Below are 15,365 nucleotides of genomic sequence, written 5' to 3' on the forward strand. Positions count from 1 at the left end.
GCGGGCATCGTCCCGTCACTTACCGGAGTTCTCCATGTCCCTGATTTCTTTTTCCCTGCGCCGTGCCGTCCTGGGCGTGTCGCTGTTGTCGGCCACCGCCGCGTTCGCCTTTTCGCTGTCCGACATCAGCAATCAGGATGCGACCAGCGGCTTGAAGGCGGCGCTGGAGAAGGGCGCCAATGTGGCCGTCTCCAAGCTGGGCCAGCAAAACGGTTTTCTCAACAACGACAAGGTCAAGATCAAGCTGCCCAGCGCATTGGAACAGGCCATGCCGCTCATTCGCATGACCGGCCAGGGACAGAAGGTGGATGACCTGGTGGTGGACATGAACCACGCCGCCGAGGCTGCGGTGCCGCTGGCCAAGCCGCTGCTGGTCAATGCCGTGAAGTCGATGTCGGTGTCGGACGCCAAGAACATCCTGTCCGGCGGCGATACTTCGGTGACGGATTTCTTCCGCCAGAAGACCTCGGGCGAGCTGGCCACCAAATTCCTGCCTATTGTCAAGAAAATCACCGACAAGAATGGCCTTTCGTCCAGGTATAACGCCACCATGGGCCAGGTCGCCAAGACCGGCTTGGTATCGGGCGACCAGAGCACGGTCGAGGGCTATGTGACGCAGCGTGCGCTGGATGGCCTGTTCCTGATGATTAGCGAGGAAGAAAAAGCCATCCGCAAGGATCCGGTCGGCAGCGGCAGCGCGATCATTGGCAAGGTGTTCGGTGCGCTCAAGTGAGGCCGTGATGGCATGACCGCCGGCGCTGTACGGATCGGCGGCGAGATGCATGAAAATCGCTTGCTTCGATGTTCGGGGCAGGCGATTTTTTTACCGTGGCAGGCGCGTCCCGGGATGGGCAGGAAGCGCGGCCGGGAAAGGGCGGGACGGCAATTTTATCCCTGCATTTTGTGTGGGTTTTTTATCTTATTGCCCCGCATTGGGAACTATTTTGGCCGCTTAAGATCCCGGGGTTATGACTTTCAATTCCTACATTTCTGGACTTCATTAAGAGATTGCTTTATACTATCGGTTGTCCTGGTGACATAATTTGTTCAACAACGACCCTTAGCAATTCCTGGCCCGTTCGCGGGTAGTCAAATTTTCCGGCATGCAGTGCGGATCGCCTCTTCGGCCATCCTTCTTGTCCGGTAAGCATCATCGCCGAAGCTTTCTTCGGTTTCATCGCTGCCCTGCAGCTTTCGGTTCGTATCCAAATGATTCGCCCTCCACCGGGCAACGAACCACGCACAATCGATTCTTAAAACCCGTTGCCGCGGCGTCATGTCGCGTCAGCTATACCAAGGGGGTAACATGACGCGTCTTCGTCACGTCTTTACTGGCGCAGCCACATTTGCGCTGGTCATCGCGGGCCTGGTCTGGTGGATCGGCCCCGATGTCATCCACAAGTACCGGGGCGACCTGATCTACTATACCGGCAAGCACCTGGAACTGGTGTTCTGTTCCATGGCGCTGGCGCTGGCCGCCGGCATCCCGGCCGGCATCGCGCTGTCCCGGCCTTCGGCGCAACGTTTCGCCGAGGCGTTCATCCAGATCTTCAACATCGGCAATACCATCCCGTCGATCGCGGTGCTGGCGCTGGCGCTGGCATTCTTCGGCATCGGCAACTGGCCGACCATCCTGGCATTGTGGCTGGCTTCGCTGCTGCCCATCGTGCGCAACACCTATGAAGGCTTGAAGAACGTGCCGGCTTCCCTGAAGGAAGCGGCGCGCGGCATCGGCATGAAGCCGTACCAGATCCTGTTCCGGGTCGAACTGCCCAATGCCTTGCCCATCATCGTCGGCGGCGTGCGCACCGCGCTGGCGATCAATGTCGGCACGGCGCCGCTGTCGATGCTGATCGGCGGCGAAAGCCTGGGCGGGCTGATTTTCCCCGGCATCTATCTCAACAACCAGGGCCAGCTGCTGCTGGGTGCGGCCGCCACCGCGGTGCTGGCGCTGGCGCTCGATGCGCTGGTCACCACGCTGTCGGGCATCTATCTTTCCCGCCGCGGCTTGCGCGCTTAATCAGGGAGGACCATCATGAAAACAAAATACATCGCATGCGCGCTGATCATGGCACTGGCCATGTTCGGCACCGCCAGGGCACAGGCGCAGAACCTGGTCGTCGGCGGCAAGAATTTCACTGAGCAGCTGATCCTGTCGAACATGACCGCGCAATACCTGCGCGCCAAGGGGTATGGCGCCGATCTCAAGAACGGCCTGGGCACCACGCTGATGCGTTCGGCACTGGAGAGCGGCCAGCTCGACATCGTCTGGGATTACACCGGCACCGCGCTGATCGTCTACAACCACATCGAAGAGAAACTCGAACCCGAACAGATCTACGAAAAGGTCAAGGAACTGGACGTGCCGCGCGGCCTGGCATGGCTGAACGAGTCGGAACTGAACAACACCTACGCTTTCGCCATGCCGCAAAAGATCGCCGACGAATACGGCATCAATTCGCTGCAAGACTTGGCCGACCGCATCAATGCCGATGCGCAGGACGGCGCCAAGAATCTGCGCCTGATGGGGGTGGACTACGAATTCGCATCGCGCCCGGACGGCCTGGGCCCGATGCAGGAACTGTACGGTTTCAAGCTGGAGCGCGGCGCTGTCAAGCAGATGGATCCCGGCCTGGTCTACACGGCGCTCAAGAACGAGCAACTGTTCGTGGGCCTGACCTATGCATCAGATGGCCGTATCAAGGGGTTCGACCTGAAGCTGCTGGATGACGACAAGGGCTACTTCGCCGCCTACAAGGCCACGCCGGTGGTGCGCCAGGAGATCCTGGACCGTAACCCGCAACTGGCCGAACAGCTCAATGCGCTGGCCGCCAGCATCGACACCGAAAAGATGACCGAGCTCAACAAGCGCGTGGACATCGACCAGGAACCCGTCAGCAAGGTCGCGGCGGATTTCCTCAAGCAAGCCGGCCTGATCTGAGGAGGGATGAGCATGGATATCTTCCAATACCTCCAGTCCGACTGGCACAACATCTTCAATTTGACGCTGCAGCATCTCAAGCTGGTGGGCATCGCGGTCAGCCTGGCGATCCTCATCGGCGTGCCGCTGGGGATCTTGGTGGTGCGCGTGCGCTGGCTGGCCAGCCCTTTGCTGAGCCTGGCGACCGTGGTGCTGACGATACCGTCAATCGCGCTGTTCGGCCTGATGATCCCGGTGTTTTCGCAGTTCGGCGCCGGCATCGGCCCGTTGCCGGCGATCACCGCGGTGTTCCTGTATTCGCTGCTGCCGATCGTGCGCAATACCTACCTGGCGCTGGATAACATCGAAGCCGGCATCAAGGAAGCCGGCATCGGCATCGGCATGACCTTCTGGCAACGGCTGCGCATGGTGGAACTGCCGCTGGCGGTGCCGGTGATCCTGGGCGGCGTGCGCACCGCCGTGGTGATGAACATCGGCGTGATGGCCATCGCTGCCGTCATCGGTGCCGGCGGCCTGGGAGTGCTGATCCTGCACGCCATCAGCCAAAGCAATATGCAAAAACTCGTCGTCGGCGCCGTGATGATCAGCGTGCTGGCCATCATCGCCGACTTCCTGCTGCAACGCCTGCAGACAATCTTGACTCCGAAAGGACTGCAAAAATGATCGAACTGGACCAACTGAGCAAAACCTACACCCAGAAAGACGGCATCCAGGTCAAGGCGGTCGACACCGTCAGCCTCAAGGTCGCCGAAGGCGAGATCTGCGTCTTCCTCGGCCCGTCCGGCTGCGGCAAGACCACCACCCTGAAGATGATCAACCGCCTGATCCGCCCGACCTCGGGCCGGGTCTTGTTGAACGGGGAAGACACCACCGGCATCGATGAAGTCGAATTGCGCCGCCATATCGGCTATGTGATCCAGCAGATCGGCCTGTTTCCCAACATGACCATCGAAGAAAACATCACCATCGTCCCGCGCCTGCTGGGTTGGGACAAGAAGCGCTGCCGCGAGCGCGCCGCCGAACTGATGGCGATGGTGGCCCTGGATCCGGTGAAATTCCTCAAGCGCTATCCGCGCGAACTGTCCGGCGGCCAGCAGCAGCGCATTGGCGTGATCCGCGCACTGGCGGCCGACGCCCCGGTACTGCTGATGGACGAACCGTTCGGCGCGGTCGATCCGATCAACCGCGAGACGATCCAGAACGAGTTCTTCCAGATGCAGCGCCAACTGAAGAAGACCGTGATCATGGTCAGCCACGATATCGACGAGGCGATCAAGCTGGGCGACAAGGTGGCGATCTTCCGCGCCGGCAAGCTGGTGCAGTTCGACCATCCCGATGCCTTGCTGGCGCGTCCGAAAGATGAGTTCGTCGGCGCCTTCGTCGGCCAGGACCATACCTTGAAACGCCTGTTGCTGGTGCGCGCCGGCGAGGCCGCCACCACGCCCCAGACCGCCCGCCCGGATGTGTCCTGCGACCAGGCGCTGTCATTGATGGACGACGAGGATGCCCGTTACCTGACCATCACCGACAGCGACAATCGCGCCATCGGCTACCTGACCCGCCGCGACGTGCGCGGCAATGCGGGCGATGCGGCCGGGAAGGTGCGCCCGTTCACCATGAACGCGGCGCCGGACGAGAACCTGCGCGTGGTGCTCTCGAAGATGTACAAGCACAGCACCAGCTGGATGCCGGTGATCGACAGCGACGGCAGCTATGTCGGTGAAGTCACCCAGGATTCCATCGCCAGTTACCTGAGCTCAGGCCGTTCGCGCGGCATGGCGATGGCGGCATAAGCAGGTGTTGGGCCAGTGGCAAGAGCGGCGCATATGCGCCGCTTTTTTTATGCCTGCCCAAAGAAATGCCGGGTTAGGGCTATTTCCAGATTTTTCTTAAAGAAACCCAAGGGAGTGCTCAATAGACTATCGCGATCCTGATTCCATTTGTGTGGAGAGAAATGATGCGATTCGTTTCCGAATTATGCCGAACCTGCTGGCGATCCGCGCCGTTCTTCGTGGCGTATCTATTGCACGCAAACAGTATGGCTGCGCCATGCACGGAACGAGGGTCGACCGCTCCAGTCATCATTCCGGCGCCGAACCTGACCATAACGCGCGATGTGCCGGTAGGGGCGGTGCTAGGCGAGGTGAGCAGTCAACCCAACAGTTACGAAATTAGTTGCAGTACGCCCAATAATGTACGGACGAGCGCAACGGTTCGGCCGCTGGAAGGCCTTACAAATGGCATCATGCCCGTGATGGGGAGCAATGGCAGGCTGATTCCGGGATTGGGAGTGCGTTTCGTTCCTACAGGGAGTTACGTCAGAGGGAGCAATAGTGTCTGCACAGGGGGCGGTGGTATCTACGCCTTGGGGGCAAGGGATGAGCTTCGTTGCAATGCTTATGCAATTTACAATGGCGTGCCCGTAGGTTTTTCGTCGGGAAATTCCGTACTCAAACTGGTTTTTGTCAAAACCTCCGATGCATTGGCCAGCGCCAGCCTGGCGAGAGAAACAGTATTCACCACACGGGTCGACAATTACGCGACGATCGGTTATCAACTCGCCGGCGGTACGGTGGTGGTCAATCCCTGCACATTCAGCATGCCTTCCGTGGTTCGGCTGGGGAGGGTTACGGCCGCAACCATGCAGGCCGACCGTCATTCGGCACAGGAGAACTTCAATCTGGAGATGAACTGCCAGAACAATGCGATGGTGAAAATCCGTTTCACGCCAGCGGCAGGCTCGATGGCGGTCAGGGGAATGGAGGGCACGCTGAGCAACACTGCCGCCGCAACAGAGGCTGCCGCCGGTGTCAACGTGCAGTTGCTCAGCGCGGCCGGTGAACCCATTCCACTGAATACGGATATTGATTTTGGCGCCCAGCCGGCGATGGCTCGCTATGCTTTCAGGGCGCGCATGAGTGCGGCGCCGGGGGCTACGGTGACGCCTGGCCGGGTCACTGCCGGCGCCAGGGTCAATTTCACCTTCTATTAATCCAGCAGCTTGTGCATGAACATGGCCTTGCCCGTGGCCGGATCCAGTTCATAGCCGGCGAAGCCGCTGCTGCGGTAGAGCGCACGCGCCACGGCATTGCCTTCGAGGACTTCCAGCGTGACCTTGCAGCAGCCCAACGCACGCGCCTCATCTTCGACCCGTGCGATCAGGCGGCGGGCGATGCCTTGTCCCCGGTATGAGGGCATGACGGCAAGGTCGTGGATATTGAGCAGCGGCTTGCAGGCGAAGGTGGAAAACCCTTCGATGCAGGTCGCCAGGCCAGCCGCCCGTTCGCCGTCGAACGCCAGGAAGACGTGCGCGGTGGGGCGTTTCTTCAATTCGATGGCGAGGTTGTCGCGGACGAAATCCGGCAACGACTTGCCGCCGCCCATGGCATCGGATGCATAGGCATTCAATACCTCGAACAGGGCGGCGGCGTGGGCCGGCAGGTCCAGATCGGCCTTGATGATGTCGATTTGCATGGGCTCTGGCAGCGAAGGTAAGCGTGCTTATTTGCCTCGTGTGCCGCCATGCGTCAGCGCCGATGGCTTGCCGCCGCCGGCATTGCGCTGGCCCTGGCTGCGCGGCTGACCCTGATGGCCGCCGCCGTTGCCGGCATTGCCGCCGTGGGCGCCTTGCGGACGCGCCGGTTTGCGCGGTCCGGCGCCGGCATTCGGCGCGCCATTGGCGGGATTGCGCGGCTTGGCCGCCTGGTTGGCATTGCCATTGCCGCGTTGGCCCTGGCCTTGCCCCTGGGCCGGCTTGGCGCCGGCCGGAGCATTGCCGCCAGCCTTGCGCGGCGGCGCATTGCGCTGGCCGCGTCCGCCGCCCTGGTTCTGGTGGCGGCCGCCGCCGCTGCGCAGCTGGATCGGCTGCGGCTTGGCGGTCGGGTCGGGTTCGAACCCGGGGATGACTTCCACCGGGATCTCGCGCTTGATGAAGCGTTCGATGTCATGCAGCAGGTCGCGCTCGTCGATGCAGACCAGCGACACGGCTTCGCCGGTGGCGCCGGCGCGGCCGGTGCGGCCGATGCGGTGCACGTAGTCTTCGGGCACGTTGGGCAGGTCATAGTTGACCACGTGCGGCAACTGGTCGATGTCGATGCCGCGCGCGGCGATATCGGTGGCGATCAGCGCGGTCAGCTTGCCGTCCTTGAATTCGGCCAGCGCCTTGGTGCGCGCAGACTGGCTCTTGTTGCCGTGGATCGCCATGGCGCTGATGTCGTCGCGCGCCAGTTGTTCGACCAGCTTGTTGGCGCCGTGCTTGGTGCGGGTGAAGACCAGCACCTGTTTCCATTGATGAGCCTTGATCAGGTGCGCCAGCATCGGGTGCTTCTTGTCGCGGTCGACCGGGTGGATCTTTTGCGAGATCACTTCCACGGTGGAATTGCGGCGCGCCACTTCGATCAGGGCCGGGTTGGTCAACAGGCTGTCGGCCAGCTTCTTGATCTCGTCGGCGAAGGTGGCCGAGAACAGCAGGTTCTGGCGCTTGGGCGGCAGCGCCGCCAGCACCTTGCGGATGTCGCGGATGAAGCCCATGTCCAGCATGCGGTCGGCCTCGTCCAGCACCAGGATCTGGATGTGCTGGAGGTTGACCGTGCCTTGCTGCATGTGGTCGAGCAGGCGGCCGGGCGTGGCCACCAGGATATCGATGCCGCGCTTCAGCAGCGCGATCTGGGGATTGATGCCGACGCCGCCGAAGATGCAGGCCGAGGTCAGCGGCAGGTACTTGCCGTACAGGCGCACGCTTTCTTCGACCTGGGCCGCCAGCTCGCGGGTCGGGGCCAGGATCAGGGCGCGGATCGGGATCTGGCCGTTGACCTTGTTGCGCGGCGCCGATGCCAGGCGCTGCAGCAGCGGCAGGGTGAAGCCGGCGGTCTTGCCGGTGCCGGTCTGGGCGCCGGCCATCAGGTCGCCGCCGGAAAGGACGGCAGGGACGGCCTGAGCTTGAATTGGGGTGGGGGAGGTATAGCCTTGTTCGGAAACGGCACGAACGATTTCGTCGGACAAGCCGAGCGCGGAAAATGACATGAGACTCTGAAAATGGGTTCGGCCTGTCGCCGCAGTGGGCGCCAGTCGCAGGCAGACGGGGTTGAAACTCGGAGAGGGCAGCGGACTTGACTGGAGGGATGCCGCGCTGGCCGCAGTATAACAGCCGCAGCTTGCGCTGGAAGAGAATTATTTTCTGCGCGTGACTTTTGTTGTTGCCAGGCCCGTCCCCCGGCGCGCGATATGGCGCATCGAGGCGACAAGCTCAGCCGGATTGGCGCGCCAGAAAATCCAGCACCGGCGGCAGCACCAGGGCGCTTTGCATCAGGCCGCCGAAATGCGTCACGCCGGGCAGGGTGGCGAACTCGCCCCGTGCCAGCCGTGCGGCGGTGCGCTGCACGGCGCCGTGGCGCGCATCGGCGTCGCCGCAAAACAGCAGGCAGGGCATGTCCATGCGCGCCAGCACATCCTGCTGCGAGGGGCGCGGCTGCTGGGCTGCCGCGGCCAGGGCCTGCAGGTCGTTGGCGCGGATGAGCATCTTCACCTGGGGCGAGATGCGTTCGTCGAGCAGCGTCTCGAAGGCGGCGATGAAGGCTTCCGGATCGCGGCCATCGATGCCGTGGAAGGCATTCCAACTCAAGTCTTCATCCGGATGGGCGGCGCCCAGGATCAGGCTGGACAGGCGTTCGGGCGCATGCCGCGCCAGGCCGTAGCCGACCCAGCCGCCCAGCGAATAACCGAAGAAATGTGCACGTTCGATGCCCAGCGCATCCAGCACGGCGAGCGCGTCGCGGCAGCGCTGGGGCTGGCTGTAGGCGCTGGTTTCGTGCGGTTTGTCGCTCTGGCCGTGGCCCAGCGCGTCGAACATGATGACGCGGTAGCGTTCGCGCAGCGCGGCGGTGAAACCGAAGAAGCGCCAGGCTTCCAGGCTGCTGGTGAAGCCGTGGTGCAGCAACAGTGGCGCGCCTTGGCCCTCGACCTGATAGTGGATCTGGCGTCCGTCGCTCAAGGCGAATGGCATGTTTTTTCCTTATTTATTGCAGCGCTTGGCCAGCAACGCTTGCGAGCGGGCGCAAATCTCTGCGGTGCTGAGGTCTTCGATATGAGTGGCGATCGACCAGACGTGGCCGTAGGGATCGCGCAGCATGCCGGATCGGTCGCCGTAGAACTGGTCCTGCACCGCGCGCAACTGCGCCGCGCCGGCCGCGATGGCCTGGCCGAAGACGGCGTCGACGTCGCAAACGTAGACCAGCAGGCTGACGCCGGCCCCGCCCAGGGTTTGCGGGCTGACGAAACCCAGTTCCGGATATTCGTCGGCCAGCATCACGCGCGCGTTGCCGATCTGGATTTCGGCATGCCAGATTTTTCCGCCGGGGCCGTTCAGGCGCATGATTTCCGTGGCGCCGAAAGCGCGGCGGTAGAAGTCGATGGCGGCGGCGGTGCCATTGACGATCAGATAAGGCGTGACGCTGTGGTAGCCGGGAGGCAGCGCGTAGGGCGCGCTTGAGGTAGAGGTTGCGGGAGCGGTTGGGCTGGCGCCGGCAGGGATGGCCGGCTGGATGGGCTGGATGGGCATGTCGTCTCCTCGGCCGTCTCCCGCCGCGGCGGACGCCGTGTGCGGGAGAGGTTCAGGAGAGCAGTGTATGCAAATTAGGCGAATTCCGACAGCAGGTTGACCTGTTGCGAGAAGATTTTCGGGCTGCCGGCAATCACGTCGCCCTTGTAGAGGTAATCCGAGTCGCCCTTGAAGGTGCCGACGAGGCCGCCCGCTTCGGTCACCAGCAGCGAACCGGCGGCGATATCCCAGGGCTTCAGGCCCTTCTCGAAGAAGCCGTCCAGGCGGCCGGCGGCGACATAGGCCAGGTCCAGCGCGGCGGCGCCCGGACGGCGCAGGCCGGCGCTATGCTCGGTCATGACCTTGAACATCTTGACGTATTCGTTCAGGCCGTCCAGGTCGCGGAAGGGGAAACCGGTGCCGATCAGGGCGTCGGCGATCTTGTCGCGCTTGCCCACGCGGATGCGCTTTTCGTTCAGGTAGGCGCCGGCGCCCTTGGAGGCGGTGAACAGGTCGTTGCGGGTCGGGTCGTAGACCACGGCCTGCGTGATGATGCCGCGCTGCTGCAGCGCGATCGAGACGCAGTATTGCGGGAAACCGTGGATGAAGTTGGTGGTGCCGTCCAGCGGATCGATGATCCAGACGTTTTCGTTCTCGTCGTGCAGGTTGTCGGAAGCGCCCGACTCTTCAGCCAGGATGGCGTGGTCGGGGTAGGCGGTCTTCAGCACGTCGATGATGGCGTCTTCTGCGGCCTTGTCGACTTCGGTGACGAAGTCGTTGTGCGCCTTCTGGGTGACTTTCAGCAGCGAGACGTCGAACGACGCCCGGTTGATGACGGTTGCGGCGCGGCGGGCTGCCTTGATCGCCGTGTTGAGCATGGGTGGGATGATCATTCCGATGGTTCCGTTAAAATTGCGATGATCGATGCTGATGACCGCGTTGGTATCCGTCGACCCCGTCTCTCTTTTCGCGAATGCGTGTCCGAGGTATCCGGGAAATCACGGAAACGGCACGCCTGCGAATGAAAGTACAGCAGTGAAACGACAATGGCGACAGTGAAATTAATGAGCGATGCGCCGTCCGTGGCGGTATGCTTGCGGACTTGCCGAATTGCGGTGTGATGGCGTTTTGCCAACATCCGCATTTCAGGCGCGAATCCCGCTATTTTAAATGAACAAGCAAGAATCCGAACACTCTCTTTTCACCCGGCTGCGGTTTGTGCTGGTCAATACCAGCAGTCCGGGCAACATCGGCTCGGCCGCGCGGGCCATCAAAACCATGGGCTTTTCCGAGCTGGTGCTGGTCAATCCGCGCTTTCCCGACGCCGTGCATGAAGCCGAAGCCGTGGCTTTCGCCAGCGGCGCGCTGGACGTGTTGCAGAACGCGCGCGTGGTCGGCAGCGTCGAGGAAGCGTTGCAAGGTTGCAACTTTGCCGCCGCCGTGAGCGCCCGCCTGCGCGAATTTTCGCCGCCGGTGGTGACGCCGCGCGCGCTGGCCCGGCAACTGTCGCAAGACATCGGCCTGGACGCCGCGCTGCTGTTCGGCAACGAACGTTTCGGCCTGCCCAACGAGGTGGTGCAGACATGCCAGGCGCTGATCAACATCCCGGCCAATCCCGATTACTCCTCGCTGAACCTGTCACAAGCGGTACAGGTGCTGGCCTATGAATGCCGCATGACCGAGCTGGAGCTGCGCGGCGGCCCGATGCAAACCAGCGGTGACGCCCGCGCGCCGGGCGAGGTCGGGTTCCAGGGCAGCAGCGCCGGCGTGGCCGAGATCGAGGGCATGTTCGCGCATCTGGAGCAGGCGCTGGTGGCGATCGACTTCCTCAATCCCGACAATCCCAAGAAACTGATGCCGAGGCTCAAACGCATGTTCGCGCGCGCGCAACTGGAAACCGAAGAGGTCAACATCCTGCGCGGCATCGCGCGCCAGATCCTGGCGCCCAAGCAAGCCAAGGCCGGCGCGGCGGACAAGCCGGACGACGGAGGTACGCAGCATGGCTAAGCTGACCCTGGACCGCATCCTGCAATCGCAGGGCTTCGGCTCGCGCAAGTATTGCCGCGAACTGATCGAGGACGGCGAAGTGGCGGTCAACGGCGAAGTGGTGGACGACTACCGCGCCACGCCCGACACCGTCAATCTCACGCTGACCTTGTTCGACGAGGAGTGGGAATACCGCGAGCACGTCTACATCGTGCTCAACAAGCCGCCCAATTTCGAATGCTCGCGCAAGCCCAGCCACCATCCCGGCGTGCTGACCATCCTGCCGGAGCAGTTCACCTGGCGCGACGTGCAGCCGGTCGGCCGGCTCGACCACGACACCACCGGGATGCTGCTGATGTCGGACGACGGCAGCTTCATCCACGCGCAATCCTCGCCCAAGCGCCACGTGCCCAAGGTCTATGCGGCCACCACGGCCGAACCGGTGACAGACGCGCTGATCGCGCAACTGATGGCGGGCGTGCAGTTGCATGACGAACCGGCGCCGCTGGCGGCGTCGCGCTGCCGCCAACTGGGCGAGCATCTGCTGGAGATCGTGCTGGAGCAGGGAAAGTACCACCAGGTCAAGCGCATGCTGGCCGCGGCCGGCAACCATTGCAGCGCCTTGCGCCGCACCGCCATCGGCGGCTTGCAGCTGGATGCGCTGGAGTTGGAAGAGGGGGAGTGGTGTTACCTCGATGCGGAGCAGATGGCGCTGCTGGCGCCGGATTGATTGCAGCGGTATTCATGTCTTCGATACGCCGCTATGCGGCTACTCAGCCCGAACGGTAGCCAATAAAGTACCGTTCGGACTGAGTAGCGGCAACGCCGCGTATCGAAGGCGAAATTAGTGCCGCGCTTGCCCAGCCTCGCTGCTGCTCAAGGTGTCGGCAAACAACAGCGCGCAGTCCACCGCATCGAACTCGTAGTGCTGGCCGCAGAAATCGCAGTCAATGGCGAGCTTGTCCATTTGCGTCAGCGCTTCCTCGACTTCCTCGCGGCCCAGCATCTTGAGCATGTTGCCGACCTTTTCGCGCGAACAGGAGCAGTGGAAGCGCGGATGCGCCGGCTCGAACACGCGGATGGTCTCTTCCCAGAACAGGCGGTGCATCAGGGTGCTGATGTCGGTGGACAGCAGTTCCTCGCGGCGCAGGGTGTTGCCCAGCATGACGAAGTGGTTCCAGGTCTCCAGTTCGCTGCCTTCGGCCCTGGTGGTCGGCGCGTTGATGCCGCCTTCGCTGGGCAGCTTTTGCAGCAGCAGGCCGCGCGATACCTTGCCGTCGGCCGCCAGCCACAGCTTGGTGTCCAATTGCTCGGAGCGCAGCATGTAGTTTTCAATGACGGTGGCCACGCTGTCGCCGTCCAGCGGCACGATGCCCTGGTAGGGTTGCTGGCCGGGCAGTTTGTCCTTGGGGTCGAGCGTGATCACGAAGCGGCCGTGGCCGGTCGCATTGACCAGTTCGCTCAGCGTGGCTTCGTCGGCGATGGCGGCGCCATCGGCCAGCTTGGCGGTGGCGCGCAATTGCAGCTCGGAATCGCACTCCACCACCAGTAGCTTGATCGGGCCGTCGCCGTGGATCTGCATGACGATCATGCCGTTGAACTTGAGGTTGGCCGACAGCAGGGCCGATGCCGCCAGCATTTCGCCCAGCAGCGTCTTGACCGCGGCCGGGTAGTCGCGGCGGGCCTGCACCTGTTGCCAGGTGTCGGAAATCTCGACCAGCTCGCCGCGTACGGGTGCGTTGTCGACCAGGAATTTTTGCAGCGTATCTTTCATTCTTTCTTTCCAGGCAGCGCGCCGGCGCTGCCTTGTCAATGCCAGTCCAGGCGCGATGCGCTCAGGCGATGCGCTTGAGCTTGGCCTTGAACTGTTGCGCGCGCTCGACGTAGCTGTCGGTGCCGGCGTGCATGCGCGCGATATCTTCTTCGGAGAGCTGGCGCACGGCCTTGGCCGGGACGCCGATGATCAGCGAATTGTCGGGGAATTGCTTGCCTTCGGTCACCAGCGCGCCGGCGCCGACCAGGCAGTTCTTGCCGATTTGGGCGCCGTTGAGCACCACGGCCTGGATGCCGATCAGGGCGCCCTCGCCAATGGTGCAGCCGTGCAGCATGGCCTGGTGGCCGACGGTGACATTCTTGCCGATCACCATCGGATAGCCGATGTCGGTATGCAGCACCGCGCCTTCCTGCACGTTGCTGTTTTCGCCGATGGTGATCAGTTCGTTGTCGCCGCGGATGGCGACGTTGAACCAGACGCTGGAATGCGCTTCCAGCTTCACCTTGCCGACCACGGTCGACGATTCGGCCACGAAGGCGGTTTCGTGGATGTCGGGAATATCCTGCTCTAATTGGTAGATTGCCATAATAAAATCGTCTCCTCGTGTTGAACCCGCCTTTTGAATCGGCTTGTTTGCCGCTTGCGCCTATATGGTGGCGAAGCCGGCCTCATCAACCGCGTATTTTACCGTCCCTTGAAAGAAGCATCCTTGGATCACGCCTTGCCTTCACTTGAAATCCTTTCATTCACCGGCCTGCGCGCCGGCGCCCTGGTTTGCCTCAAAGAAACCCGGCCGGCGGCCAAATGCACGGCGGTCAAGGCCTTGCATGCGGCCTGGCATAACGATGGCCTGGCGCTGGAACAACAGGACGACCTGGCCGCCGACGACTGCGGCGACGGCATTCCGGGCCGTCCGGACAAGCCGGAGCTGGTGCCGCCGCTGCAAGTGAAGTCGCGCTCGATGCGCACGCCCGAGGGCCGCGCGGCGTTGATCCACGCATTGGCACATATCGAATTCAACGCCATCAACCTGGCGCTGGATGCGGTCTGGCGTTTTGCCGGCATGCCGCGCCAGTTCTATGCCGACTGGCTGCAGGTGGCGGCGGAAGAGGCTTACCATTTCTCGCTGCTGGCGGCGCATTTGCAGACGCTGGGCCATGCCTATGGCGATTTTACGGCCCATAACAGCCTATGGGACATGGCCGAGAAGACCCGCTTCGACGTGCTGGCCCGCATCGCCCTGGTGCCGCGCACGCTGGAAGCCCGGGGCCTGGATGCTGCGCCGCCGGTGCGCGCCAAGCTGGCCCAGGCCGGCGACCAGGCGGCGGCCGGAATCCTCGACATCATCCTGCGCGACGAGGTAGGGCATGTGCTGACCGGCAATCGCTGGTTCGCCTGGCTGTGCGAGCAGCGCGGGCTGGATCCGGTGCCTACCTTTGCCGAATTGTCGGCCCGTTACAAGGCGCCGCCGTTGCGCGGGCCGTTCAATCTGGAGGCGAGGAAGGCCGCGGGGTTTTCGGACGAGGAATTGCTGATGTTCAAAGATATGGCGGACGGGCGAGGTTGAGTGCGGCGGGATTGGGTCGGATGTTTTGTGAAAATCGCATGTTTTTGTATCGGGGCTTGTTTTCGTCGGCCGGCAATGCGATAACAGCCATGGTATTACTGCCGGGTTCGGCCCCATCGAGGGATTTCATTTCAGGAAAGGGTGACACTATGAAGACCATGTCCAAACTGTTGTTCGGCCTGGCGGCCGCGGGCGCTGCCGTTACGCTGCTGGCCGCATGCCAGAAGAAGGAGGAAGCCGGCCCGGCCGAAGCGCTGGGCAAGCAGATCGACAGCGCCGTGCAGGAAGCCGGCAAGCAGGTCGAGCAGGCGACCGACAAGGCCAAGGAGCAGTCCGCGGATACCGGCAGCAAGCTGGGCGAGGCGGTGGACCAGGCCAAGGCCGATGCCCAGTCCGCCTATGAAAAGACCAAGGAAGGCGCCAAGGAACTGACGCAAAAAGCTGGCGAGAAGATGGAGGAGGCCGGCCAGAAGATCCAGGAGGCGTCCAAGAAGTAAGCTTGCTTTGCGCCGGCAAGGCGGTAAAAACCAGAAGCCTCCCGATTGTTCTCCGGAGGCTTTTT

The 15,365-nt window shown here is 62.7% G+C and carries 17 protein-coding genes; 10 read left to right on the forward strand and 7 right to left on the reverse strand.

The annotated features are described in order from the left end of the window. Positions 1 to 34: 34 nt before the first annotated feature. The 6 genes from FB597_RS02395 to FB597_RS02420 all read left to right on the forward strand — a co-directional run bounded on the left by FB597_RS02395 (position 35) and on the right by FB597_RS02420 (position 5,933). Positions 35 to 733, forward strand: a complete 699-nt coding sequence (locus tag FB597_RS02395; RefSeq protein ID WP_141913233.1) for a DUF4197 domain-containing protein — start codon at positions 35 to 37, stop codon at positions 731 to 733. Positions 734 to 1,306: 573 nt separating this feature from the next. Next, positions 1,307 to 2,020 (forward strand): ABC transporter permease, encoded by a 714-nt coding sequence (locus FB597_RS02400; RefSeq protein WP_141913234.1) that lies wholly within the window; start codon positions 1,307 to 1,309, stop codon positions 2,018 to 2,020. A 15-nt stretch (positions 2,021 to 2,035) separates the two neighbouring features. After that, complete coding sequence (locus FB597_RS02405) at positions 2,036 to 2,941, forward strand: glycine betaine ABC transporter substrate-binding protein (RefSeq protein WP_141913235.1); 906 nt, start codon at positions 2,036 to 2,038, stop codon at positions 2,939 to 2,941. 12 nt (positions 2,942 to 2,953) lie between these two features. Continuing rightward, complete coding sequence (locus FB597_RS02410) at positions 2,954 to 3,604, forward strand: ABC transporter permease (protein WP_141913236.1); 651 nt, start codon at positions 2,954 to 2,956, stop codon at positions 3,602 to 3,604. Beyond that, positions 3,601 to 4,734: an ABC transporter ATP-binding protein gene (locus FB597_RS02415; protein WP_141913237.1), complete on the forward strand. Its 1,134-nt coding sequence runs from the start codon at positions 3,601 to 3,603 to the stop codon at positions 4,732 to 4,734. Before FB597_RS02410 ends, FB597_RS02415 begins: the two co-directional genes overlap by 4 nt. Positions 4,735 to 4,979: 245 nt before the next feature. Further along, complete coding sequence (locus tag FB597_RS02420; RefSeq protein ID WP_222428634.1) at positions 4,980 to 5,933, forward strand: fimbrial protein; 954 nt, start codon at positions 4,980 to 4,982, stop codon at positions 5,931 to 5,933. Here the strand turns inward: FB597_RS02420 and FB597_RS02425 are convergent. The 5 genes from FB597_RS02425 to FB597_RS02445 all read right to left on the reverse strand — a co-directional run bounded on the left by FB597_RS02425 (position 5,930) and on the right by FB597_RS02445 (position 10,369). After that, the gene (locus FB597_RS02425) at positions 5,930 to 6,415 is read right to left on the reverse strand and encodes a GNAT family N-acetyltransferase (protein ID WP_141913239.1); all 486 of its coding nucleotides are present in this window, start codon (positions 6,413 to 6,415) and stop codon (positions 5,930 to 5,932) included. The genes FB597_RS02420 and FB597_RS02425 overlap by 4 nt on opposite strands. A gap of 27 nt (positions 6,416 to 6,442) precedes the next feature. After that, entirely contained in the window at positions 6,443 to 7,963 is a 1,521-nt protein-coding gene (locus tag FB597_RS02430) for a DEAD/DEAH box helicase (RefSeq protein ID WP_141913240.1), read from the reverse strand. Between the two features lie 223 nt (positions 7,964 to 8,186). Beyond that, the gene (locus FB597_RS02435; RefSeq protein WP_141913241.1) at positions 8,187 to 8,942 is read right to left on the reverse strand and encodes an alpha/beta fold hydrolase; all 756 of its coding nucleotides are present in this window, start codon (positions 8,940 to 8,942) and stop codon (positions 8,187 to 8,189) included. Positions 8,943 to 8,951: 9 nt separating this feature from the next. Then, positions 8,952 to 9,497 (reverse strand): VOC family protein, encoded by a 546-nt coding sequence (locus tag FB597_RS02440; protein ID WP_141913242.1) that lies wholly within the window; start codon positions 9,495 to 9,497, stop codon positions 8,952 to 8,954. Between the two features lie 74 nt (positions 9,498 to 9,571). Continuing rightward, the gene (locus FB597_RS02445; protein WP_141913243.1) at positions 9,572 to 10,369 is read right to left on the reverse strand and encodes an inositol monophosphatase family protein; all 798 of its coding nucleotides are present in this window, start codon (positions 10,367 to 10,369) and stop codon (positions 9,572 to 9,574) included. Positions 10,370 to 10,646: 277 nt separating this feature from the next. Here FB597_RS02445 and FB597_RS02450 point away from each other — a divergent pair, with 277 nt between their 5' ends. Together FB597_RS02450 and FB597_RS02455 are read left to right on the forward strand one after the other, a co-directional pair. Continuing rightward, complete coding sequence (locus FB597_RS02450; protein ID WP_141913244.1) at positions 10,647 to 11,483, forward strand: RNA methyltransferase; 837 nt, start codon at positions 10,647 to 10,649, stop codon at positions 11,481 to 11,483. Continuing rightward, the gene (locus FB597_RS02455) at positions 11,476 to 12,192 is read left to right on the forward strand and encodes a pseudouridine synthase (protein WP_141913245.1); all 717 of its coding nucleotides are present in this window, start codon (positions 11,476 to 11,478) and stop codon (positions 12,190 to 12,192) included. Before FB597_RS02450 ends, FB597_RS02455 begins: the two co-directional genes overlap by 8 nt. 114 nt (positions 12,193 to 12,306) lie before the next feature. Here FB597_RS02455 and hslO read toward each other — a convergent pair whose 3' ends face one another. Both hslO and FB597_RS02465 read right to left on the reverse strand, forming a co-directional pair. Continuing rightward, positions 12,307 to 13,236 carry an Hsp33 family molecular chaperone HslO gene (hslO, locus tag FB597_RS02460; protein WP_141913246.1) on the reverse strand — a complete coding sequence of 310 codons (930 nt, stop codon included), beginning with the start codon at positions 13,234 to 13,236 and terminating at the stop codon, positions 12,307 to 12,309. Positions 13,237 to 13,297: 61 nt separating this feature from the next. After that, complete coding sequence (locus tag FB597_RS02465) at positions 13,298 to 13,822, reverse strand: gamma carbonic anhydrase family protein (protein WP_141913247.1); 525 nt, start codon at positions 13,820 to 13,822, stop codon at positions 13,298 to 13,300. A gap of 135 nt (positions 13,823 to 13,957) precedes the next feature. Between FB597_RS02465 and FB597_RS02470 the strand changes: the two genes are divergently transcribed. Together FB597_RS02470 and FB597_RS02475 are read left to right on the forward strand one after the other, a co-directional pair. Beyond that, positions 13,958 to 14,803: a ferritin-like domain-containing protein gene (locus tag FB597_RS02470; protein ID WP_141913248.1), complete on the forward strand. Its 846-nt coding sequence runs from the start codon at positions 13,958 to 13,960 to the stop codon at positions 14,801 to 14,803. A 149-nt stretch (positions 14,804 to 14,952) separates the two neighbouring features. After that, positions 14,953 to 15,300 carry a hypothetical protein gene (locus FB597_RS02475; RefSeq protein ID WP_141913249.1) on the forward strand — a complete coding sequence of 116 codons (348 nt, stop codon included), beginning with the start codon at positions 14,953 to 14,955 and terminating at the stop codon, positions 15,298 to 15,300. Positions 15,301 to 15,365: the final 65 nt, after the last annotated feature.

The organism is Herbaspirillum sp. SJZ099, from assembly GCF_007828355.1.
In the GTDB taxonomy this organism is placed as follows: Bacteria; Pseudomonadota; Gammaproteobacteria; order Burkholderiales; family Burkholderiaceae_D; genus Herbaspirillum.